Source organism: Dinoroseobacter sp. S124A (assembly GCF_049801015.1).
Taxonomy (GTDB): Bacteria; Pseudomonadota; Alphaproteobacteria; order Rhodobacterales; family Rhodobacteraceae; genus Dinoroseobacter.
Map to the genome: position 1 here is coordinate 529638 of NZ_JBNAGD010000001.1, position 21519 is coordinate 551156.

General features: G+C 65.0%; 21 protein-coding genes and 1 tRNA gene. 11 read left to right on the forward strand and 11 right to left on the reverse strand.

Going from position 1 to position 21519, the window contains the following annotated elements; all coding sequences use genetic code 11:
- Positions 1-5 precede the first annotated feature (5 nt).
- The 3 genes from ACP15I_RS02455 to ACP15I_RS02465 form a co-directional block, all read right to left on the reverse strand.
- Positions 6-923, reverse strand: a complete 918-nt coding sequence (locus ACP15I_RS02455; protein ID WP_424964544.1) for a TAXI family TRAP transporter solute-binding subunit — start codon at positions 921-923, stop codon at positions 6-8.
- 216 nt (positions 924-1139) lie between these two features.
- Positions 1140-1823: a fumarylacetoacetate hydrolase family protein gene (locus tag ACP15I_RS02460; protein WP_424973759.1), complete on the reverse strand. Its 684-nt coding sequence runs from the start codon at positions 1821-1823 to the stop codon at positions 1140-1142.
- 211 nt (positions 1824-2034) lie between these two features.
- Positions 2035-2697 (reverse strand): FadR/GntR family transcriptional regulator, encoded by a 663-nt coding sequence (locus tag ACP15I_RS02465; protein ID WP_424964542.1) that lies wholly within the window; start codon positions 2695-2697, stop codon positions 2035-2037.
- 184 nt (positions 2698-2881) lie between these two features.
- On the opposite strand from ACP15I_RS02465, the gene ACP15I_RS02470 reads away from it, so the two are divergent.
- From ACP15I_RS02470 to ACP15I_RS02495, 6 genes are all read left to right on the forward strand, one after another.
- Positions 2882-3808, forward strand: a complete 927-nt coding sequence (locus ACP15I_RS02470) for a fumarylacetoacetate hydrolase family protein (RefSeq protein ID WP_424973760.1) — start codon at positions 2882-2884, stop codon at positions 3806-3808.
- A gap of 60 nt (positions 3809-3868) precedes the next feature.
- Complete coding sequence (locus ACP15I_RS02475; RefSeq protein WP_424973761.1) at positions 3869-4897, forward strand: ABC transporter substrate-binding protein; 1029 nt, start codon at positions 3869-3871, stop codon at positions 4895-4897.
- Positions 4897-5706 carry an ABC transporter ATP-binding protein gene (locus tag ACP15I_RS02480; protein ID WP_424973762.1) on the forward strand — a complete coding sequence of 270 codons (810 nt, stop codon included), beginning with the start codon at positions 4897-4899 and terminating at the stop codon, positions 5704-5706. The genes ACP15I_RS02475 and ACP15I_RS02480 overlap by 1 nt, the downstream gene beginning before the upstream one ends.
- The gene (locus ACP15I_RS02485) at positions 5703-6566 is read left to right on the forward strand and encodes an ABC transporter permease (protein WP_424964538.1); all 864 of its coding nucleotides are present in this window, start codon (positions 5703-5705) and stop codon (positions 6564-6566) included. Before ACP15I_RS02480 ends, ACP15I_RS02485 begins: the two co-directional genes overlap by 4 nt.
- The gene (locus tag ACP15I_RS02490) at positions 6559-7632 is read left to right on the forward strand and encodes an Ldh family oxidoreductase (RefSeq protein ID WP_424973763.1); all 1074 of its coding nucleotides are present in this window, start codon (positions 6559-6561) and stop codon (positions 7630-7632) included. Before ACP15I_RS02485 ends, ACP15I_RS02490 begins: the two co-directional genes overlap by 8 nt.
- Positions 7633-7754: 122 nt before the next feature.
- Positions 7755-8579, forward strand: coding sequence for a sulfite exporter TauE/SafE family protein (locus ACP15I_RS02495; protein ID WP_424973764.1), 825 nt, complete (start codon positions 7755-7757; stop codon positions 8577-8579).
- A gap of 20 nt (positions 8580-8599) precedes the next feature.
- Here the strand turns inward: ACP15I_RS02495 and ACP15I_RS02500 are convergent, their stop codons facing one another.
- A complete protein-coding gene (locus ACP15I_RS02500) occupies positions 8600-9466 on the reverse strand; it encodes a LysR family transcriptional regulator (RefSeq protein WP_424973765.1) in 867 nt (288 codons plus the stop codon).
- Positions 9467-9605: 139 nt separating this feature from the next.
- On the opposite strand from ACP15I_RS02500, the gene ACP15I_RS02505 reads away from it, so the two are divergent.
- From ACP15I_RS02505 to ACP15I_RS02515, 3 genes are all read left to right on the forward strand, one after another.
- On the forward strand, positions 9606-10232 hold the full coding sequence (locus ACP15I_RS02505) for an NAD(P)-dependent oxidoreductase (RefSeq protein WP_424973766.1): 627 nt from the start codon (positions 9606-9608) through the stop codon (positions 10230-10232).
- Positions 10233-10739: 507 nt separating this feature from the next.
- On the forward strand, positions 10740-11516 hold the full coding sequence (locus ACP15I_RS02510) for an alpha/beta fold hydrolase (RefSeq protein ID WP_424973767.1): 777 nt from the start codon (positions 10740-10742) through the stop codon (positions 11514-11516).
- Positions 11513-11887 (forward strand): nuclear transport factor 2 family protein, encoded by a 375-nt coding sequence (locus tag ACP15I_RS02515; protein ID WP_424973768.1) that lies wholly within the window; start codon positions 11513-11515, stop codon positions 11885-11887. Before ACP15I_RS02510 ends, ACP15I_RS02515 begins: the two co-directional genes overlap by 4 nt.
- 286 nt (positions 11888-12173) lie before the next feature.
- Here the strand turns inward: ACP15I_RS02515 and ACP15I_RS02520 are convergent, their stop codons facing one another.
- From ACP15I_RS02520 to ACP15I_RS02530, 3 genes are all read right to left on the reverse strand, one after another.
- Positions 12174-12410, reverse strand: a complete 237-nt coding sequence (locus ACP15I_RS02520; RefSeq protein ID WP_424974108.1) for an alpha/beta fold hydrolase — start codon at positions 12408-12410, stop codon at positions 12174-12176.
- A gap of 168 nt (positions 12411-12578) precedes the next feature.
- Complete coding sequence (locus ACP15I_RS02525; RefSeq protein ID WP_424973769.1) at positions 12579-13223, reverse strand: hypothetical protein; 645 nt, start codon at positions 13221-13223, stop codon at positions 12579-12581.
- Between the two features lie 223 nt (positions 13224-13446).
- Positions 13447-14166 (reverse strand): alpha/beta fold hydrolase, encoded by a 720-nt coding sequence (locus tag ACP15I_RS02530; RefSeq protein WP_424973770.1) that lies wholly within the window; start codon positions 14164-14166, stop codon positions 13447-13449.
- Between the two features lie 242 nt (positions 14167-14408).
- Between ACP15I_RS02530 and ACP15I_RS02535 the strand changes: the two genes are divergently transcribed.
- Together ACP15I_RS02535 and ACP15I_RS02540 are read left to right on the forward strand one after the other, a co-directional pair.
- Positions 14409-14999 (forward strand): TetR/AcrR family transcriptional regulator, encoded by a 591-nt coding sequence (locus ACP15I_RS02535; protein ID WP_424973771.1) that lies wholly within the window; start codon positions 14409-14411, stop codon positions 14997-14999.
- A gap of 162 nt (positions 15000-15161) precedes the next feature.
- Complete coding sequence (locus ACP15I_RS02540) at positions 15162-16736, forward strand: ABC-F family ATP-binding cassette domain-containing protein (protein WP_424973772.1); 1575 nt, start codon at positions 15162-15164, stop codon at positions 16734-16736.
- A 77-nt stretch (positions 16737-16813) separates the two neighbouring features.
- On the opposite strand, the gene ACP15I_RS02545 is transcribed toward ACP15I_RS02540, so the two are convergent.
- From ACP15I_RS02545 to ACP15I_RS02560, 4 genes are all read right to left on the reverse strand, one after another.
- Entirely contained in the window at positions 16814-17962 is a 1149-nt protein-coding gene (locus ACP15I_RS02545) for a helix-turn-helix transcriptional regulator (protein WP_424973773.1), read from the reverse strand.
- A 143-nt stretch (positions 17963-18105) separates the two neighbouring features.
- Positions 18106-19977, reverse strand: coding sequence for a serine hydrolase (locus tag ACP15I_RS02550; RefSeq protein ID WP_424973774.1), 1872 nt, complete (start codon positions 19975-19977; stop codon positions 18106-18108).
- 950 nt (positions 19978-20927) lie between these two features.
- On the reverse strand, positions 20928-21302 hold the full coding sequence (locus ACP15I_RS02555) for a hypothetical protein (protein WP_424973775.1): 375 nt from the start codon (positions 21300-21302) through the stop codon (positions 20928-20930).
- Between the two features lie 83 nt (positions 21303-21385).
- Positions 21386-21460: transfer RNA gene (locus ACP15I_RS02560), tRNA-Asn, on the reverse strand.
- Between the last annotated feature and the right edge of the window lie 59 nt (positions 21461-21519).

The following is a 21519-nucleotide window of genomic DNA, read 5'->3' on the forward strand; positions in this document are numbered from 1 at the left end:
GCCGGTTACTGCCCGAAGTAGCGCGCCGCGCCTTCATGCAGGTCGATGGCCAGCGATGTGGACATGGCAGGATCGATCTGCCGGGCATTTGCGTTCTCGGCCTTGAACTCGTCGAGATGCTCGAAAACCGCGCGGGCGATGGCCTCGACCACATCCGCATCCGTGTCCGAGGGCACGACCAGCATGTTGTTCACGCCCAGAACCGCGCCATCGGACGGGGTGCCATAGACATCTGCCGGAACCGTGACGGCGCTGTAGGCGGCGTTCTTGCTGATCGCCTCGTCCAGCTTGCCCTCCGAGAAGCGAATGAACTTGAGGTCCGCCCCGGCCGTGGCCTGCATCACCGCGCCTGCGGGATAACCCGACAGCGCCAGGGCCGCATCCACATTGCCGTCGGTCAGCTGGCTGAACCCGTCGGAATAGCTCAGAAAACTCGGCGTGAAATCGTCAACGCTCATGCCATGCATCGGCAAGAGGAAGTTCAGGAAGCCGAGCGTCCCGCCGCCCGCCGGGCCTACGGCGACCCGTTTGCCCTTGAGATCCTCGAAGGTCTCGATATCCGAGCCCTCCAGCGTGATCATGTGCAGGATCGACGGGTGCAGGGCCGCAACGGCCTTGAGGTCGATCGCGCCCGAGCTGTAGGGGCCTTTGCCCGCCACGGCGAGCTTGGCCAAGTTGTTGTTCGTGATGGCGATTTCGACCTCGCCGCTGTCGATCAGCCGCGGGTTCTGGACCGAGCCACCGGTCACGACCGGCACCATCGAGATGTCACCCCCGGCATATTTGTTGACGAGGTTCGAAATGGATTGGCCCATCGGGTAGAACGCGCCGCCGAGGCTGGCCGTCCCGATCCGCATCTCTTCTGCCGCGCCTGGCAGGGCTGTCACCGCCGACAGCGCCGCTGCAAGAATAAGCTTTCGCATGATCTCCTCCTCCCTATGGATGTGATCAAAAGTATCGGTGAAAATAGGCCGCGTCTATATTTTATCGATTTTTTAGCACTGAAATTGCAAAATCGATTATATGTGTACAGCCGCTGGGGCAGGGGCGGTGTCGCCCCGTACGGAGTTCGGTGGTTGCGCGCGGATGCTCCAGCGCGCCCGATCACAGGGGATCGGACGCGGAGGCGCGCGGATGTCTTACACCACGGTGACGGTCAGCGATCCGACACCATCGATGGTCGCTTCCATCACGTCGCCCTTGACCACGGCATTCACGCCGGAGGGGGTCCCGGCCATGATGACATCGCCCGCCTGAAGCTCGAAATACTCCGAGAGATACGAGATCATTTCCGGCACCTTCCAGATCATCTGGTTCAGGTCGCCTTCCTGACGGATCTCTCCGTTGACGACCAGCGCCACGCGCCCCTGATCCGGGTGCCCCACCTCGGAGACCGGCAGGAGCGGGCCGACCGGTCCGGACCGCTCAAAGGCTTTGCCGATTTCCCAGGGGCGGCCCATCTTCTTCATCTGGCCCTGCAGATCGCGACGGGTCATGTCGAGCGACACCCCGTAGCCCCAGACATGATCCAGCGCTTCCTCCAGCGCGATATTCGTGCCGCCGGATTTCAGCCCGACCAGAAGCTCGACCTCATGATGCACATCAGAGGTGTGGGGCGGATAGGGGAACTCGCCGGACGCGTCGAGATTGTTGGGGTTCTTTTGAAAGAAGAAGGGCGGCTCGCGATCCGGATCATGCCCCATCTCGACAGCATGGGCCGCGAAGTTGCGGCCGATGCAATAGACCCGCCGAACCGGGAAACGGCCCCCATCGCTGGTCGGGATGGTATGCACCTGGGGTGCAGGGATGACATGATCGGACATTGCTTTCCTCCTGAGCAAGAACAAGAAACGCGCCCGGGCTGCTCGAGCCGGTCCGGGACGATCCCGACCGCCGCCAGGGCGATGGGGCGCGTGGACCCCGGGGACGCGCCCCGGTGTCTAAGCCTGATATGTAGAAGAACAGAAGCGTCCCTAGCCCAACCATTTCCTGAATTGGTTGACGGTCGCCGCTGGCCGGATCCGCGCCATCGCCCTAGTCGTGCGGAAAGCGCGAATAGACCGACTTGAGATGCACGGTCATGGCGCGCGCGGCGAAATCGCCATCGCCCGAGACAATCGCCGAGACGATGGCGTCATGCTCGCGGAAGCTGGAATAGCCCGGATGCGGCTTGTCCGTATCCCGTTTCTGGCCCCAGACGATAGAGCGTCGCACGGAGTTAAGAGTTTCGAAGAAGTAGAGAAAAAGCTGGTTGCGCGCGGCGCGGGCAATCGCGTGATGCAGGTTGTTGTCCCAAGCCTCATAGGTCCGCCAGTCTTCGGATGTGCGGCAGCGATCGGCGCAGAGCTCCATGCGCTCCTGATCGGCGGCTGTTGCATGGCGCGCGGCCAGGCGGCTCAGCTCCGGCTCGATGGTGAAGCGCACCGCCACGACCTGTTCCGGCGTGACCAGATCGCGCAGGAAGAGAACATCGTCGAGATTGAGGATCGGGCGGGGCCCCACATAGGTGCCGCGTCCCACATGGCGCCAGATCAACCCGCTTTTTTCCATCTCTGACAGGGCGTTACGCAAAGAATGCCGCGATACGTCCAGCGTCTCGCACAGATCCCGTTCCGGCGGGAGACGGTCGCTCAGCGTGTAGCCCTTGTCCGTGATCAGGTCTCGTATCCGGCCGACGAGTTCCTTGGATTGCGTCACTCAATTTCACCCAATTGCCATATTGGTTGGTTGCGCGAGAGCATATCTGCGCTCCTTATCAATGCACGGAAGTTGTTCTGCGGCCCAGAGGAAAACCGCGTTTTGGGGGCCCGATCCGACCATGGATGGGGCAGGGGAAACGCGTAGGAAACACCGCAGACCCGTTCTTTGGGAGGAGAATGGCATGAAACTCGCGACCCTCGCCATGGGCGAGACCCCTTTGGCTGTTGTCTTGTTGTCCAATGGGTCGGCCCTGCAGATTGCAGCCACCACCCGGGATATTCCGGGGGCCGTCGGCGCAGCCTTGCGCAGTGGCAACCTGCAGGCCCTGATTGATGCCGGACCCGAGGCGCTGGCCGAACTCAAGCGCATCGTGGATGAGGCGGAGGCTGGTGGCCATACAGAGGCGGTCGTCTCGGCGGATCACCCGTTCCTCGCGCCGCTTCATGCGCCGCGCAAGAACATCTTCTGCGTCGGTCGGAACTATGCCGAACATATCGCCGAGGGCGAGCGGGCGCAGAAGGCCAAGATCGGGATCACCGATCATCCGGTCTATTTCACCAAGCCTGCCACGGCGGTTGTGGGCCATGGCGGTGATGTGCTGATCTTTCCGGCGGTCTCGGAGAAGATCGATTACGAGGTCGAGCTGGCCGTCGTGATCGGCAAGGCCGGGCGCGACATCCCCAAGGAGCGCGCCTTTGAGCATGTCTTCGGCTACACGATCCTGAATGACATCACGGCCCGCGACGTGCAGCGGCGCCATGGGGGGCAGTATTTCAAGGGCAAATCCCTGGATGGCTCTTGCCCGATTGGTCCGTGGATCGTCACCGCCGACGAGATCAGCGACCCGCAGAACCTCTCGATCAGCCTGTCGGTCAATGGCGAGGTGCGTCAGGACGGGCGCACCCATGACATGATTTTCGACATCCCGACCCTGATCGCCTCTCTGTCCGAGGGGCTGACGCTGGAGCCGGGGGACATCATCGCGACGGGTACCCCGTCGGGCGTGGGCTACGCGATGGACCCGCCGCAATACCTCAAACCAGGCGACACCGTGGTCTGTCAGATCACCGATATCGGGCAATTGAAGAACACAGTGCGCGTTGCATGACGCACTGACACGGCCGTTGGGCATGACGGCCATATCTGGACCAACTTGGAGGAGACGAACATGATCAACAGAAGAGCACTCTCGGCGGCACTGGTGGCGAGCTTGCCCCTTGTGGCGACCCTTGGCGCGCCGGCATTCGCATCGGATGACCTGCGCAAGATCACCTTTGTGCAACCGAGCCCCTCGGCCATCAACTCGTTCCCGGTTTTCGTGGCGATTGGCGAAGGGTTCTTCGAGGAAGAAGGCCTTGAGGTCACGGTCGAGGCGATCAACGGCTCCGGTGCCGTTCTGCAGGCGCTCTCGGCGGGGCAGGCCCATTTCGGACGCCCGGGCCCGGGCCCGCTGATCGCGGCGCGGACCCGCGGTGTGGACGCAGTGCATATCTATAACGTGGCTGCACGCTCCAATTTCGGCATCGCGGTGCAGGAAGGCTCGGACTATCAGAGCGTTGAGGAGCTGCGCGGCAAGGTGATCGGCACCGGCACCGCGGATGGCGCCGAGGTCGGCTTTGCCCGCAATGTGATGACCGGCGCAGGCATGAAGGATGGCGAGGATTACGAATTCCTCACCGTCGGGGATGGCGGCCCGGCAACGGCGGCCTTCCTGAATGGCGAGATCGAGGCCTATTCCGCCTCCACCGCCGATACGGCCATCCTGAACCAGCGCGGCATGGCCGTGCGCGACATCACCCCGGCGGAGTTCGGGCGTTTCTTCGGCAACGGGATCGCCACGCTGGGGGACACCATCCGCAACGACCGCGCGCTCGTCGAAGCGTGGAGCCGGGCCTTCGCCAAGGGCCATGCCTTTGCGCTCGATGATGCGAACCGCGAGGCGGTGCTGGCCCATCTCGCTGCGGGCAACCCGCAAGAGGGCGAGGACAAGGAGTTCCAGGCCGCCCTGTTTGACGCCGTGCGCTCCAAGACGATCCCGGCTGAGGGCGGCGAAGGTCTCGGCTGGTACCCGGCAGAGGTCTGGCAGGAATGGCAGGACGCTCTCGTGGCCGGTGGCGAAGTTGACGGGCCGCTCGAAGATCTGAGCGCCGCCTGGACCAACGAGTTCGCCAAGATCGGACGTGAGGCGGTCAACTGATGACCGCGGTCTTGGCCCATGACTATTCCGGCGCACCCTTGGGTGCGCCGGTCTATGAGCTGACCCATGTCAGCAAGACTTACGCGCGCAACAGCGTTGTCGCGCTTGAGGATGTCAGCCTGACCCTGCGCAAGGGCAGTTTTACTTCCGTGATCGGATCCAGTGGCTGCGGGAAATCCACCCTGCTGAAGATCATGGCGGGCCTCATTCCCCCCTCGAAGGGGCGGGTAATCCTGCAGGACAAACCGGTGATCGGGCCGCGCCGCGACATCGGCATGATGTTCCAGCAGGCAACGCTCTTTCCCTGGAAAACCGCCGTTGAGAACATCGTCCTGCCGATCGAGATCCGCGATGGCAAGGCCGCCGCCAAGAAGGCGCTCGACAAGGCCTATGAGCTGCTCGAGATTGTCGGTCTCAAGGGGTTCGAGAATGTCTATCCCAACGAGCTGTCGGGCGGGATGGCCCAGCGGGCCTCGATCTGCCGGATGCTGATCACCGAGCCGGCGGTCCTGTTGCTCGACGAGCCGTTCAGCGCGCTGGATGAGCTGTCGCGCGACATGATGAACATGGAATTGCAGCGGATCTGCCGCGAGCAGGACGCCACGGCCTTTCTCGTGACGCACTCGATTCAGGAAGCGGTGATCCTGTCGGACGAGATCGTCGTGATGAAACCACGCCCCGGACGCCTGGCGGAAATCGTCGAGGTCGACCTGCCGCGTCCGCGCACGCTGGACATGATGACGACGCCCAAATTCGGCGAGATCGTCGATCATATTCGCGGCCTTCTGGACAAGGGAGAGAACATGTGAGCGACGTGCAAAGCAACCTGTCTTTCAAGGCCAATGACGAGGATACCGTCTGGGTCCAGGAAGTGGCCTTCATCGATTCCGTCCCGCGCTGGATCGCGATGAGTTTCGTGTTCCTCGTCTTTATCGGGACCTGGCAACTGGTGACGGGCCTCGGGCTCGTCTCGCCGATCATCCTGCCGACCCCTTGGGAGACGCTGGAGGATATGGTCTTTGTCGGGAAGAACCTGCTCTCGGGCGGGTACATGCTCGGCTCGCTCTGGATCACGATCAAGGAAGTGATCTACGGGTTTGCGCTGGCCATCGCCATCGGGTTCTCGCTCGGGGTTCTGGTGGGCGAGACGGCCTTCGGCGAGAAAGCCGTGATGCCCTATCTGGTGGCCATCGATACGATGCCCAAGGTCGCCTTCGCGCCGCTCTTCGTCGCGTGGCTCGGGTTTGGCATTGAATCGAAAGTGGCCCTGGCCGCGTTCATCGCAACCTTCCCGATCGTGGTGGGTACTGCCGCCGGTCTGCACTCGGCGGATGAGAACGCCCGGATGCTGTTCAAGACCATGGGGGCCAGCCGGATGCAGACGCTCATAAAGATGAAGCTGCCCACCGGGTTGCCGCAGATCTTCACCGGGCTCAAGATCGGGGCCGTCGGCGTCATGGCCGGGGCAATCACCGGCGAGTTTCTCGGCGGGGGCAAGGGCTTTGGCGAGCTGATCCGCGTCGCCGCCTCGCAGCTGGATACGCCGCGCGTGTTCTCGCTGATCCTCTATCTCAGCCTCGTGGGGCTCACGCTCTACCTGATCGTGCAATGGACCCAGCGCAAGGTGGTGTTCTGGCAGAAGGAAACCGTGGGGTCCCATGATGGCTGAGACGGACCCGATCCCGGTCGACGCCCTGCAGGGCTTCGTGGCTCAGGCCCTGCGGAGCAGGGGCGTGCCGCAGGGCGACGCAACCAAGGTGGCCGCCCTGATGGTCGAGGCGGATGTGTTCGGCTATGGCACCCATGGGGTGTTCCGGCTGCGCCAATACATGGCGCGGCTGGCCGGGGGCGGCTGCAACCCCACGCCACAGATCTCTGTCGTCCATGAAACCGTGGCCACGGCCGTGATCGACGGCGATGATGGTTTGGGGCATCTGGCCATGGCCGCCGCCCGCGATCTGGCCATGGAAAAGGCCCGCGCCGCAGGCATCGGTTGGGTCGGTGTGCGCGGGGGCAACCATGCGGGGCCGCTCGCGCTCTATGTCCGTCCGCAGGCCGAGGCCGGTCTGCTCGGCATGGCCGCTGCGGTGGGCAGTGCAAACCACGTGCCGCCCTATGGGGGCAGCGACCTGTTGCTGGGCACCAATCCCATCGCCTTTTCCGCACCCGCCGCCGGGGCGGATCCCTTTGTCTTCGACATGGCGACCACCGTGGCCGCGATGGGCAAGATCAAGACCCTGCTGCAACAGGGGGCGCCCATGCCCGAAGGCTGGATGGTGGGCCGGGATGGCAAACCCCTGACCGACCCGGCGCGCAAATCCGAGGGCTTCCTGCTGCCAATAGGCGGGCCCAAGGGCTTCGGCCTCTCGGTGGCGATCGGTCTGATGGCCGGGGTGCTCAACGGGGCGGCCTTTGGCGGGGATGTGGTGGATTTCACCTCCGATACCAGTTCTTCGACCAATACCGGGCAATGCGTCATGGCGCTGGATCCCGCAGCCTTTGGCATGGCGGAGGAGTTCGCGGCGACTGCGACCCGCATCTTTGACGAGATGCGCGCGTCGGAGCCTCTGCCGGGCCATGACCCGGTACGACTGCCCGGCGAGGGCAAGACCGCCCAGGCCGAGGCCCGCCGCAAGACGGGACTGACCCTGAACCCGGCCTTGCAAAAAGAGCTGAACAAGATCGCCGCCGAATGCGATATCGACGCGCCGTTTCCAATGGGCGAGGCCGCCTAGAGCGCGCCGCCCGCGCCCCGGGGCCCCCGCACGGGCCCCGGGCGCACCCCCGCATGCCCCGCTTGCGCTGAGCGCGGCCTGAACCGCACGCCAAGCCCGAGCCCCCCCCGGAGACTTCACCAATGGATATGACGACCTGGGTCACGGTTGGGCCAATCCTGCTGGGGGTTGGGGCCATGGCCGGCACCCTCGCGGGGCTCCTCGGGGTCGGCGGTGGGATCGTGATCGTGCCGGTGCTCTACTGGCTGACCGAAGCCGGTTTGTTGGACGTCGCCCCGGATGTGGCCATGCATTTCGCGGTGGCCACATCGCTTTGCACGATCATTCCGACCTCGATCTCGTCTGCGCTGGCCCACCGGCGTAAGGGCTCCATCGATATGGCGCTGGTCCGCGCCTGGGCGCCGTTTCTCGTGCTCGGGGCCATTCTCGGGGGTGGGCTGGCGGCGCAGGCCGATGCGCGGGTCCTTGCACTGGTCTTTGGCGTCATCGCCCTGATCGTCGCGCTCAGCATGCTGAACCCAAAGCCGGTCACCCTTGCCGAGGCGCCGCCATCAGCGCTCTGGCAGCGCGCGGCCATCGCGGGACCCATCGGCGCGCTTTCGGCGATGATGGGCATCGGCGGGGGGACCCTGGCCGTGCCGGTCCTCACCCTGCTGTCCTGTCCGGTCCACAAGGCGGTGGGCACGGCCGCAGTTTTTGGCCTGGCGATTTCGGTGCTGGGCAGTCTCGGCTACGCCACGGCGGGGTCCGCGATCCCGGGTCTGCTGCCGTTTTCGCTCGGCTATATCAACCTGCCTGCCGCGCTTGCCATTTCCATTGCCACGGTCCTCTTCGCGCCCCTCGGGGCGCGGATCGCCCATCGCCTCGTGGCGCAGCGGCTGCGAGCGGTTTTCGCCCTGTTCCTGAGCATCAGCGCCACGAAAATGCTGTGGGAGGCGCTGTCCTGACCCGCCGAGCGCGCCCGCGCTCAGGACAGCCTCTCGGCCAGATGGTCGAACACCAGCCGGATCCGGCGACTGGTCTTCATCTCCTGATGGGTGACCAGCCAGGTCGGCACCTCGAAGGGCGCCATGTCGCCGAGAACTTCGCGCAGATCGGGAAGCGTCGCGGCCATCCGGACCGGCAGGATGATCACCCCCAAACCCGCCCGCGCCAATTCAAGTGCTGTGTATTGCGATGAGGTGGTGAACCGGACATTCGCCCGAGTGAGGTCAAAGCCCGCCGGGCGCAGGTAGCCGAGCATTCGGTCCGCCTCCACATAGCTGATGATCTGATGATCGCCGGGACTGGCCATGTCCGGCATGCCATGCGCGTCCAGATAGCTGTGGCTGGCATAGAACCGCATGGTTTCCGCGCGCAGGCGTCGGGTCAGCAGGTTGGGCTGCTCCGGCCGCACATGCCGGATCGCGATATCGGCCTCGCGTCGCGCAAGGTCTCTGATCCCGTTATCGGCCACGATGTCGACCTCCAGCAGCGGGGCGAGGTCGCGGATCTCTCGCAGGATCGGCGGCAGCACGAAGGCCGAGAGCAGCTCGGAGGCCGTGATCCGCACCTGACCCGCCACCGATTGAGACTGACCCATCGCGGCGAGCGAGACCCTATCCGCCCCCTCCGCCATGGCGCGCACATGGTCCAGCAACTCGACCCCGAAGGGCGTCAGGGCGACCGAGCGTCCCGTCCGCTCGAACAGGGTCGCGTCCAGCGCGGTTTCGAAGGCGGCGATCTGTCGGCTGATGGTCGGTTGCGTCTGGCCAAGCGCCCGCGCCGCCGCCGAGAGAGAGCCCTCATCCGCAACGGTCAGGAATGTGCGCGCCAGATCCCAGTCAAAACCCATGGCTCGCATATATACGATTTTTGCATGCTGAGAATGCGTATTTGGTCAATTCACCTTTGAAAAATGCATGGGCAATCACGGCGCAAGTCGCTGATGGCACATCATGGGGGTGGGCCCGGTCCCCTCGGAGCCGCGCGAGATGAGACTTGTTGTCCTTGGGGCGAATGGGCGAACCGGGCGGCGCGTGGTGCAGGCTGCTCTGGACCGGGGGCATTGGGTGACGGCGGTAGTACGCAGGCCAGACAAGCGTCTTGCGCTGCGCCATGACCGGCTGCGTATGGAGGTCGCAGATCCCTGCGCGCGCGGGGCTCTGGTCGAGATCCTGCGCGAACAGGATGCGGTGGTTTCCACGCTTGGTGGGCGCCGTCCGACCCGGAGCGCCGCATCGGTCTATTGGCGATCCGCCGAGGCCCTCGTCGCCGCCGCCACTGAGGCAAGGGTGAACAGGGTCGTGGTGACCTCCAGCGCGCTGCTCTTTCCGCGCCGGAGCCTGCGTAACAAGCTCCTGGCCGCGATGGTCCGGCCCGTGGTGCACAGCGCAGAGCGCATGGAGCATGTCTTGCACGCGTCGGGGTTGCAGGTGACTGTCGCGCGCTGCGGGTTTCTGACCGACCACGAGGTGCTGGGCTACCGCGCGACCCTCGGGGCCCTGCCGACCGGTGGCAGCTCGGTGTCGCGATCCAGCCTTGCGCAATTCCTCGTGGACGCTCTGGCAGAGGAGGGGGCAGGCCACCGGGTCTATGGCGTCGCCGGACCGGCCCCTTGATGCATGCATCGCCGCATCCGGGAGCGGCCAGCAAGTCACCGCCTGAAGGAGCACTAAACAGATCCGTCGCGGCACGTGGCGCCGCCAATGTCACCGGCAAGCGCATGTTTTCGCGCGTTGCGAGGCCTCAAGCTGCCTCGGTCCGGGGCGTTCAAACGAGACCCCCGCGAGTCATCCTTGCGCGGGCCATGACCACTCCGCGCATCGGGCTGTCCTGGGGAAGGGGCTGCCCGGCATGGGGCTCCGGACGCCGTCTTCGGCAGATCATTGCCCAGGCTTTCTTCTGATTTCTGGCGGCAAGGGCTGCGGGCTTGACATAGAGCTTCGCGCTGAGCACATGCTCAGTTGAGCGGTTGCTCAGGTGGGTAGACGCCATACGCCACGGGTCGCTGGATGCGACCTCCGGGCGGATCGCGCGTGGTGGCTGTCGGGGCAAAACCGGCTCAAAAACCGTATCGAGGCCTGCGCGTTTGGACATCCGCAGGCACCCAAGGGAAGGGGCGAGGAATGACCCGAAACCGACAGGTATTGGTGATGCTCCATGGCGGAGCGATGTCATCTCGATCTCTTCACCCCATCGCGCAACGCTTGCCGCAGTATCGCTGCCTGACGCCGGATCTGCGCGGGCATGGGGCAAACCGCGGACAGACGTTTTCCAGCTTGGCGCGCTGCGCCGAGGATATTGCGACGCGCCTTGAGGGCGAGGACGCGCCGGTGCATCTGTTCGGGCTGTCCTTGGGGGGCTATGTGGCGATGACCTTGCTCGCCCAGCACATGATCCCGATCCGGTCGGCTGTGATCTCGGGCGTTGTCCTGCGCGCGCTGCGCCATCCCCGGGCCATGGAGGCAGCGGTGCAGCTTGTCTACCCGCTTCTCGGGGTCCGTGCCTTGCGCCGCGTCGCGGGGCGGCTGGCGGGCATTTCGGATCCCGGAGCCCTGAGCGATCCGCAGGGCCAGGGCTGGGCCACACCCGCGACGGTCCGGGATCTGGCGCGGGCTGTCCTGCGGGCCAATCCGGAGCAGTTGATGGCGGCGCATTCCGTACGCAGCCTGTATCTTGCCGGGTCGCAGGAACCGGCGGCCGTTGTCAAAAGCCTCTCTGGCGTCGCGGCCCTAGGCGCCCACGCAAGGGCCGGGATCATCGGGGATGCTGGCCATGGCTGGTGTCTCAATGATCCCGACCTCGCCGCCCGGATCGTTGCGGCCTGGATCTCTGCCCAGCCGCTTCCGTCCGACGTCACCCTCCTTCATCCCGAACAGGTCAACCAAAGAGGTATTCCATGACCCTCGAGCACGCCAATATCGACCTTATCTCGTCCATAAACATCGCGGAGATGGGCGCGGATACGGCGCATTTTCATCCCGACGTGACATGGCATTTCTTCAACCCGAACGCTCCGGAACTGGCGGGCGCCTATCAGGGCCTGAGCGGGATTGCCGAGTTCTTTGGCAAGGTCCGGAGCTATGGGCAGGGCGTCTTCAACGTGAGCCCGAAGGGCGCCTGGGCTGTGGGAGACGAGCTGGTTGTGGTGCAAACCCGCAACCGGCTGGGCGACGGGGCCACGGCTATGGAATTCGATGTGGTTCTGGTCTGGCGGATCATCGACGGCAAGGTGCGCGAGGTCTGGGACATTCCTGCCGTTCACGCCGTCTGAACGGACCGCCCAGTCCGAGGGGGCAGAGCCCAAGGCATCGGGGAGAGGGCGGCACAAGCGCGAGCCGTCCCCTTCAGCAAGCCCCGGCGGTGCGCGTTTCAGGCGCGGCGCGGGCAGGCGGCGCGCGTCCTCTTCCCAAAGACAGGGCGCGACCCCTTGCGCCTGTCCGCATGGTGAACCGGCTTCGGCTATGCGCCGATGACGGCCTATTCTGCGCGCGCCGCGAAGCTCGGGCCGATGGCCATCTCGCCGGTCATCCGGGTCTGCGCAGGATCGGCGGGTGCGATCACGCCGCCCCGTCCGAGGTCAGAAACCGCAGCGCAAGCTCGGCAAAGGGCTGGGCCTGATCGCCGAAGATGGGGCAATGGCCGCCGCCGGGGAGGATCCAAAGCTGCGCATCCGGCAGACCGGTATTAAGCTCCATCGCGCTGACCACGGGATAGAGCGGATCCGCATCTCCGTGGACAACGAGGCATCGCCCTGCGACGGGGCGCGGCTTGTGATCCGTGGCGTTGGCATGGATCCCTTACGTGTCGCGTGCGTGTCCAGCACCCCGTTGGGTCAGAGGGCGCAGGGCCGGGGTCCTGCCATACCGCGCAGCCTCGCGCAGGCGATCCGCGTCGCCGGCCCGGTGCTAGAGGCCGGCCTCGATCCAGTCCAGCAGCGGTGTCATCCAGACGGGGTCCGCGGCCTAAAACAGACCATGACCGGACCCCTCGTGGAACACCACGGAGACCGGGCTCGCAAGATGGGTGTTGCGCGCAAAGAGTGGCGTGCAGGGAAAGCCAAGGGTATCCGCGCTATTGGCCATGGACAGAAGGCGTCCGTCCAGACCATCGCCCGACAGGTCCTCCCCAGAGATCGCCTCGGCGATGCAGCCCGCAAGGATCGCGAAATTCACTTCCGGATCCTGCAGCGCCTGCGCCACCCGGAGCGCCATGTATCCCCCTTTGGAGAACCCGACGACGGTGATGTTGCGCGCCGGAACACCCGCGCCCTGCATCCCGCGGATATGGGCCGCGAGCGTGTCGACATAGTCCAGCCCGCCGGGGGCGCGCAGCTCGGCAATGACGGTCTGCCCACGGGAGGCCAGACCCTCGGTGATCCCCTTGAAATCATAGGGCCCGAACCGCTCCGAGACTGCTTCGGGCCCTTCGGTCTCAATGATGCGCCCATGGACATAGAAGATGTAGTGCCGGGCGCGATCGACCTGCTCCGGCATCTCGCGCAGGACGGTCTGGGCTTGTGCGCCTGCGGTCACCGCGGCAAGCGAGAGCGCGAGAATGGCGATGAGACGCGCAGCGCGCGCGATGCCGAGACAGGGGGAGGGGGTCATTTTGGGGTCCGTTTCTTGATGCGCGCCGTCGAATGCGGCGCGGGCTGGGAAGGGGGCCGCGTGGTGCCGAATGCGCCGGATGGGGCGGCTGCAGATGACGTCGTCAGCCGCCTTGGGTGATGGCCACCAGGATCGCGACCGCGATCGCGATGATGATGGCGAAGGTGGAGCGTTGCTTTCGGTTCATGGGGTACCTCTCGGTCTGGGGAGACGGCCCGCGACATCACGTGGCCGGGATGCCCGCAAGGAACGCCGCGATCGCATGGCGCAGCCCCTGCGGGTTGTCGATATGAAGCATGTGCCCTCCGGGCAGGCTCTCGAATTCGGCGCGATCCATCCCGTCGGCCATCAAGCGCGCACCACGATGGGTGGCGCGGTTCTGCCGGCCCACAATCACGAGTGTCGGGAGCTTTACGCGCGCAAGGTGACGGCGTCCGTCATAGGTTCGGGCGGCGTCGAAAGCGTCCAGAAGGCGCGCGCGGGGCATCTGCGCAAGCCAGCGCCGGGCCTCGCGCGCGGCATCTTCGGATTGGCCCGCCCCGGCCATCTTTGCGAGAACGGGGCGCGGCAGGAGTTTCAGCAAAGGACGCGCCAGACGTGGCCCCACCCGTCCGGTCCAGCGGTCGGTGACGGTCGGCACCGCTTCGATCAGGACCAAGGCCCGAAGCCCGCGCCCGTGGCGCGCCGCCATCTCGAGCGCGACCATTCCGCCAAGGGAATGCCCGATCAGAACCATGTCGTCTTCGACCCGCGGAGATAGCTGGTCAGCGAAGCCCTCGACACGGGGTGGCGTGATCGGACGGGCCGCACCATGCCCCGGCAGATCCGGTGTCACGGCCCGGGGCAGGTCGGCCGTCACCCCGCGCCAGGTTGCACCGGACAGCCCCGCGCCGTGAATCCACAGGCTCTTGGCCTGCCGCAGGGAGGAGGTCCTATCGGTCACGGGGTGCCTCCCGTGGGGCACGTCTGGCGCGGCTGACCGGCGTGGCACCTAGGCGCGGCTGTCCGATTTCGCCCTCGGATGCGTCCGGGGCGGGCGCGCCCGACGCGATGCGGGCGCGGGGCTGAGACCCGGCTGCCGCCACCGGGCGCTTGACTTCACGGACCATGGCACTCTCTCATACTTCTGAGCATATGCTCAGTTGAGCAGGTGCTCAGTATGCCGACGGATGTCAAGGGGGGCCCATGGCAAGATTGTCAGGACAGGAACGCCGGTCGCAGATTGTCGAGGGCGCCTATGCGGTCATCCTCGAGAAAGGTCTGGCAGCCACCGCGACCCGGGATGTGACGCGCCATCTCGGGGTGGGGTCGGGCCTGTTGCACCATTACTTCGCGACGTGGAAGGACCTGCGCGCGGAGGTTGTCGAGACATTCATCCACCGGGAGATCTGCGCGCTGCAGGCGGTTCTGTCCGAGGCCCCGCCGGACGCGATGATTGCGCGCTTCATCGACTGGATGATCTCTGACCCGGAGTTGCGGTTTTGGAAGCTCTGGCTCGATGCCATCGAAGAGGCGCGCCGGGATCCTGATCTCGCGGCCATCATCCAGGCGGGGCATCTGCGGTGGCATGACACGATTGTCGAGTTGCTCCGACAATGCGCGGCGGATGGCGCGGCGGAATGCGACAGCCCGCAGCATGCCGCGTGGCGGATTTCGGCGCAGATCGATGGGCTGATGGGGGTTTTTGCTCTCGGACAATCCTCTCTGACGCCGGATCTGATCAAGACGCTCCTGCACGAGCAATTCTCCATGGAGCTGGGACGCCCTGCGCCCTGAGCATTACCCTCCAGCCCCGGGGCGAGACCCCCGCGGGTGGTTCTCCTTGCACGGACCGGAGGGCGGGACTACCTGTGAGGGAGGCCAAGACCGGAGACAGAGATCATGGATACCGCACGCACTGACTGAGCATTCTTCGGTTCTTTCCTGCGAGCATACACCATGTCTACCATCTCTATTGCCGGTCTGGGCTGGCATACTCCGACTTCCGAACCTCTCTTTTCCGATCTGACGCTGACCTTCGGTCCTGTTCGCACGGGCCTTGTCGGTCGCAACGGCACCGGAAAAACGACCCTCTTGCGTCTGATCGCCGGGGAGCTGACCCCGGATCAGGGCAGCATCGCCGCCCCTCCGGCAATCGGGTTCCTGCGCCAGACCCCGGAACGGATGGAGGGGGCGCGCCTTGCCGATTTGTTCGGCATGGCGGATCAACTTGCCCTTCTGCGCCGCGCCGAGGCTGGGCAGGCCACCGCCGAGGATCTCGCAACGGCGGATTGGACCCTTGAGGCGCGGCTGCAGAGCGCGCTGGGCCGTCTGGGCCTCGATCAACCGCTGGAGACCCGGCTGGATCGGCTGTCGGGCGGCCAACGGACGCGGGCGAGCCTCGCCGCGTTGCTCTTTGCAAAGCCGGATGCGCTGCTGCTGGACGAGCCGACGAACCATCTCGACCGCGCGGGCCGCCAGTCGGTCATCGCGGCGTTGCGGGACTGGCGCGGATGCGCGGTCATTGCCAGCCATGACCGGACGCTGCTGGGCGAGATGGACGCGATTGTCGAGCTGACCCGCCTTGGGGCACGCACATATGGCGGCCCTTATGCGGAGTATGCTGCGGCCAAGGCAGCGGAACTGGCAGCCGCCGCGCAGGATCTGACCCGCGCGGAACAGGCGTTGAAAGAGACCCATGCCCAGACGCAGCAGGCGGCGGAACGCAAGGCCCGCACGGACCGGCAGGGCAGGCAGTTGCGCGCCTCGGGCAGTCAATCGAAGCTCGTGCTGGACGCGGCAAAGGAGCGGAGCGAAGGCTCGTCCCGCTCCGCTGCGCGGCTGCACACCCGCCAGACCGAGGCCGCAGAGACCGCCGTTCAGGCCGCACGCGCGGCGGTGGAGCTGCTTGAGCCCCTGTTGATGGCGGTGCCATCCTGCGCGCTCGGGCGCGGGCGCGCGGTTGTGACGGTCGACAGCCTCCGGTTCCGATACCACCCCGACCGGCCGCTGCTGGAAGGGGTGTCGCTTGCCATCCATGGACCGGAGCGGGTCGCGATCCACGGGGCGAACGGCGCGGGCAAGTCGACCTTGCTGGCCTGCATCGACGGGCAGCTTGACCCTCAGGGCGGGACCGTCGCCTTGCATGTCCCCGCCGCCCGGATCGATCAGGACCTGAGCCTGCTGCGCCCGGACGAGACCGTCCGGGAGGCTTTTGCCCGGCTCGATCCGGAGGCCAGCGAGAACGCCCGCCGCGCCGTGCTGGCGCGGTTCCTGTTTCGTGGGGCCGATGCGGACCAGACCATCGGTGCGCTCAGCGGCGGGCAGCGGATGCGCGCGGCCCTGGTCTGCACGCTGGGGCATAGCCAGCCAAGGCAGCTCCTGATCCTCGACGAGCCGAGCAATCATCTGGATATCGACGCGGTGGAAACCCTCGAGGCTGCGCTGAACGCCTATGACGGCGCGATCCTCGTGGTCAGCCACGACCCGGCCTTTCTCGACCGGATCGGGGTGGCCCGCCGCGTGATGCTCTGACCGCCCCCCGGGTGCGGATCCTGCGTGTTCGCACCGGCGGTCCCGCGGCCCGAGTGCTGCGCTCAGGCGAGCCGAGGCTAGGCGGCGCTGCGGTATTGCGAGGGGGTCATGCCGATCTCGCGCTTGAACGCGGTGTAGAAGGAGGACCGGGAGTTGAACCCCACATCATAGGCGATGGCCAGAATGGTCGCGTCCGTGCTGCGCAACCTGTCGGCGGCCTCACGCACACGCCAGCCATTCACATAGTCGAAGAAGCGCAAGCCGATCTTCTCGTTTAAGGCTTGCGACGCGTAATGGGTGGTCACCCCGATCCGTTCCGCTAGATCCCAGAGCGACAGATCGGGTTCGAGATAGAGCTTCCCGTCCTGCATCAGGGCGTCGATCTTCGATGCGATCCGGTCGAGGCGGTCGTCGCTCAGCCCGGAATGGCCGTATTTCCGCAGGGGGCCGGGCGGTGGCGGGGGCGGGTCCCGGGTCTCCGGCGCCCGCGCGGGCGGTGGCACGAGCCCGGGCCGCTGGCGCGTCCCCCAGAGGGCGACGCTCCAGATCAGACCGAAGCGGACGAGAATCGCGGCTGTCAGGGAGTCGAGCAGACCCACGCCCGGAAAACTCAGCGCGAGTTCCGTGGCCAGGATCGCCATCAGATTGAACAGCCAGAACACACAGACCGCCGCCGTCAGCCACCAGGCCCAGGCGAGCTCGCGCCCTTCGGTGCTGGCGAACAGATCCTTCAGCCGAGTTCGGTACCGCCGGAGCCTGCCCAGGATCAGCACGGCATAGATCGGGATCAGCACATAGAACACCGCCGTCGCCCCATAGAACCCCGCAAAGGCGATGATCTGCCAGATCCCAAGGCTCTGCGCGCCGGGATACAGACCCGCCTGCAGCGCCGGGGGGAGGAGGAGCACGTAAACATACACAACACAGGCAAACCCGATGGGCAGCAGATGCCACAGGAGCCGCTGGGGCTGCGCCGGTTGCGTCCTGTCCGCGGTCAGGCGGTGAACATAGAGCCATAGCAGAAAGGGCTGCGCCATTGTCAGCGGGATCTCGGCCAGTTCGAGCGCAAGCGTCGCAAAGCTCGGGGGGCTTGCGGGAAACAGGACGGAGACCGGCAGCGCCAGAAGCTCGCCCGCGCTGGCCATGAAGAACAACGCCAGCGGCATCCGGCTGTCGCGGTCCCGATCCGGAAGCAGCAGTACGTTGCAGCAAAACAGCGACAGCACCAGAAAGCCGACGGCAGCCGTCAGGCGCAGGGTTTCCTGATCGAAATCGAGCGGTGGCGGGGTAATGCGAATACCGGAATGGGGGGATGCGGGGCAGGGCGCAGGCCGTCAGAGCCTGCGCCCCGTCTCCTAGTGTTTTTTGCTCAGAAGAGGAAACAGTCTTCGGTCAACGTCTCGCAGGAGGTGCCAAAGAGGATGATCTCCCCTTCGCCATAGCTGATCGTGGTGATGGCACCGCGCGTGTCGATCGCCAGATCGTCGAACTGCAGGCCGGTCTGCGAGAAATCCAGCAGGTCCTCTGCGGCGTCAAAGCCGAAAATGCGATCCTGCCCGGCGCTGATCTGAAAGACGAAGGTGTCGGCGCCGCTGCCGCCCCACAAGGTGTTGCGCCCGGCGCCGCCCTCCAGCACGTCGTCGCCCGCACCCCCGCGCAGCAGGTCATTGCCATCGCCACCGGACAGGACGTCATCGCCTGCGCCACCACTCAGCCGGTCGCGGCCCTCGCCGCCCGTCAGGCGGTCATCCCCGTGATCCCCCCGCAGGGTGTCATCCCCGGCCCCGCCATCGAGCACGTCGTCGCCGTCCCGCCCCCGGAGGTGATCGCGCCCCGCGCCGCCTTCGATCCGGTCATTGCCATGGCCGCCGCGCAGGTGGTCGTTGCCGTCCAGACCAAGCAGCTGGTTGGCGGCCTCGGCGGCCTCCGGCGCGTCCCGCAGAATGTCGACCCGGTCGATGCCATCGCTCCCGATCCAAAGGGTGGAGCCATCGGAGAAACTGAACCGCCCCGGGTCAAGCTCTCCGATCCCCCCTTCGAAGGTCAGGCTGACTCCGTCTAGGGTCAGTACGGTCTCCGGGTTGCCCTCGGCACTGCTGTCCTCGGACAGGGTGATCTCCGCCGCCGTTCCGGAGATGGCGAAGCTTTCATCCGTCGGGTCGAAACTGGCCCAGGACGCGTCATCGAAGATCGCGGTGAAGGCGTCGACCAGCAGTTCAATAGGCTCGCCATTGGAATGGGTCGTCGCCACCGAGAAGATCGTCCCGCTCTCGACATGCAGAAAGGTCGCCGTATTGGTGCCCAGCGTCCCGCCCTGAAACCCGATGAACTGCTGCCCGAAGATCGTTCCGGAGGACAGGCCGAGGCTTTCCCCTTCCTTGCCGGGCGTACCGTCCGGCGCGCGGAAATCCAGCATCTCTTCCATCTGCTCGGGCGAGAGCAGGGTGCCGGAGACCAGCAGCGCCTCGAAGAAACGGATCATGTCCGCGGTGGTCGACACCACGCCGCCCGCCGCGCCCAGATCAAGCGGCGCCTCGGTCACATCGATCTCCTGTCCCGGGGCCAGCGACGCGTAGGAATGCAGCAGGTTGTCGGACCCGATCTCCGATCTCAGGGCGCTGTCCTCCATCCCGGTGACCGAGAAGATGCGTTCGGACAGCAACTCGCCGAAGCTGGCCCCGGTGACTTGCTCAGCCAGTTTCTGCAGCAGCAGGAAATTGGTGTTCGAATAGGCATAGGCCTCTCCCGGCGCGAAAATGGCCGGTTGCCCGGACGCCAGCGCGAGCAGCCCGTCCGGGCCAAGGGGCTGATCCGGGTTCGCCATCAGCATCTCGATGAAGGCGGGCATGCCGGTCTCGCCGGGCACCGTGTCGAAATCGGGAATGCCGGAGCGGTTGGCCAAAAGCTCCCGCACGGTCACCTCTTCGATGTTCGGGATACCTTCCAGTCCGGTCAGATCCATCTGCGCGGCGAGCGGCGCGTCGAACGTGATCAGACCCTCACCCACCAGCTGCTGAATGATGACCGAGGTCATCATCTTGGTCTGGGATCCGACCTCGAACTGATTGCTGATGCTGGCGGTCTGGTCGCCGTCCCGCGTGACGCTTCCGGCAACCTCATGTAGGGAGAGCCCGCCACGGGCGATCTCGATCAGCACGGCCGGGGCGGGACTGTTTTGCGCGAAGTCCTGCACTGCACGCGAAGGCGCCTCTTTGAGGGCGCTTGGGTCGAAAATGGACATATCTGGATCCTTGTAGACATCGGTAACATGGCGGGCCTCGGGGCCCGTCCAGCCCCCCATGCCAACAAGGTCGGAAAGATGCGTCCGGATCGGTCGGGACGGACATATTCACCCCCATCGCGCCCTGCGGCAGGGGCAAACCGGGATCAGCGCCGATCGGATCGGACAGTGCTGACGGAGGCGGGCAATGTCGGATGCCGGTGCGTGTGACCAGAGCCCCGGATGCTGCGGTGTGCGTTGCCCAGGCGCGCTGGGGGCCCTGGCCGCTGAGGGCGGGGGAGACTCCTGCGACCAGTCACCCCGTTGGACTCGGCACGCGCTGTAGCGGACCGTGACCCAACCCCTCCGGGACCAGAACCGGACGGCCCCTAGGCGCGCCTTGAAGTGCGGGTCGGTCTGAGATTTTCGGGGCGTTCGAAAATGCGGGCTGAGAAGATACGCCGCCCGTATCTGCAAGACCCAAGCGCGGCGGTCTGCGCAGGCCCAGCACTGGACGGGCGACATACCAAAACAGGCGCCAGATGCTCTGACGCCCTTGTAACTCACGAACCTCGTTGAGAGATTTTGGCTCCGGCGGTAGGGATCGAACCTACGACCAATCGATTAACAGAGCGGTGGTGCTTGCATAAAAACAGAGAGTTACGGCGACCAATTGATTTTCAATCAACTGGTCGTTTGCCTTTAACCGACTGCTCTCAAGAAGAAAAAGATAGCATCGTCAGCAACCGAAAAAGGTAGCTAGACAGTGGCTAGTTTTGGAGGCTCTGTGGTAGACTAACTTGGGAGGCGTGCTTTGTGCAGGTGTAACGGAGAACTCCGCCAACCAAAGCACCCAAGCGGGGTGACTATACGAGTAGAAACATGCAAAAATCGAGGTAGTGGTGCGCAGGACGGTAATCCAACTAATGGCTCCCCATCTCGGCAAACCCTTGCCTCCTGCACAGAAGACATCAAAAGAGCGAACCAAGAAGGTCACCGTAGCCCCAGATCAGTGTTCCTGATATCGCGGCATACGCGGCAAACCTGTATTCGGACGATGCCCGTTTCATGTTGTCGATGGCTTCTAGTGTTTCGGTTGGATCAGGGTCGCCTGGCCTCAGTCCGTGTATCGCCACCCTTTGGTCGAGCAGGTACGCCATAGCGAACATCCAAATGGATAGTGCAACCATTGCCGAACCTGACCTGGCAAACCAAGTCCAATCACCACTTTTGTAGCTGTTGAAAGCACTGACCAAAGGAAACGCGTACATAGCCACGCGTGTTAGGACGTCATGGGCTCTACGCAGGAGGCTTAGATTGAGGATTTTCCTGTCATCTTTGGCCACCTATTCCTCCAAATCTGCGTAGCTAAAACGAAGCTAAACAACAAAAAAGGGCTTGCTGTCTCCAGCTAAGCCCTTGTTTTATTTGGCTCCGGCGGTAGGGATCGAACCTACGACCAATTGATTAACAGTCAACTGCTCTACCGCTGAGCTACGCCGGAACTGGCGCGGGATTTAGCAACTCCGGGAATGGCTGTCCAGAGGCCCGAGCGAAAAAAGC